The following is a 1,024-nucleotide window of genomic DNA, read 5'->3' on the forward strand; positions in this document are numbered from 1 at the left end:
CTCCTGGGCCGCGATGACGACGCGCACCGGGCCCCACGCCTTGACCTCGAGCATCTCGCGGTACTCCGCGGGCAGCTCGTCGAGCTTGTCCTCGTTGAGGACGGCGAGGCTCATGAGGTGCCAGCGGACCTCGATGTCCCTGACCTTCTCCACTTCCAGGACCCAGCGGGAGGTCATCCAGGCCCAGGGGCACAGCGGGTCGAACCAGAAGTCGACGGGCGTCTTCTCCGACATGTCTCTCCTCATGAGGCGCGCGAGTATGCCTTTCCCGGGGCAACCGGCCGGTCGGCCCGCCCATTCCCGGCTGCCGTGCGTCAGGGGCACATGGCAGGATCAGTGCTGTCCGCATACTGAACACCACGGAACACCAGTCGTATACCGAAGCCGTATACCGAACACCATCCGAGGAGTGCCGCCCGTGCCCGGTGAGAATCTGTCCCGCGACGAGGCCCGGGAGCGGGCCGCACTGCTGTCCGTCGACGGGTACGAGGTGTCCCTCGACGTGCGCTCGGCCGTCGGTGACGCGCAGGGCGAGGGCCCGCGCACGTTCCGGTCCGTCACCACGATCCGCTTCCGCTGCAACGAGCCCGGCGCGAGCAGCTTCGCCGACCTGGTCGCCCCGAGCGTCACCGCCGTCTCCCTGAACGGCCGCGACCTCGACCCGAGCGAGGTCTTCGACGGCTCCCGGATCGCCCTGGAGGACCTGGCCGCCGACAACGAGCTGGTGGTCGACGCCCAGTGCGCCTACTCCCGCACCGGTGAGGGCCTGCACCGCTTCGTCGACCCGGAGGACGGCGAGGTGTACCTGTACACCCAGTACGAGCCGGCCGACTCCCGACGGGTTTTCGCCAACTTCGAGCAGCCGGACCTCAAGGCGCCCTTCCGCTTCGAGGTGCGCGCGCCCGAGGAGTGGACGGTGTGGTCCAACGGCGCGGGCGAGCGGGCCGACGGGGTGTGGCGGTTCGCGGAGACGAAGCCGATCTCGACGTACATCACGTGTGTCGTGGCCGGTCCCTACCACTAC

The 1,024-nt window shown here is 69.1% G+C and carries 1 protein-coding gene and 1 pseudogene; one reads left to right on the top strand and one right to left on the bottom strand.

The genetic code is table 11. From position 1 onward, the window contains the following. Nucleotides 1–234 (bottom strand): DsbA family protein (locus tag ACFU7D_RS29915; protein ID WP_378874214.1); only part of this gene is annotated, 234 nt, incomplete at its 3' end. Between the two features lie 184 nt (nucleotides 235–418). Here ACFU7D_RS29915 and ACFU7D_RS29920 point away from each other — a divergent pair. After that, a pseudogene (locus ACFU7D_RS29920) lies at nucleotides 419–1,024 on the top strand (aminopeptidase N); the annotation flags it as partial.

Source organism: Nocardioides sp. NPDC057577 (genome assembly GCF_042801335.1).
GTDB lineage: Bacteria > Actinomycetota > Actinomycetes > Propionibacteriales > Nocardioidaceae > Nocardioides.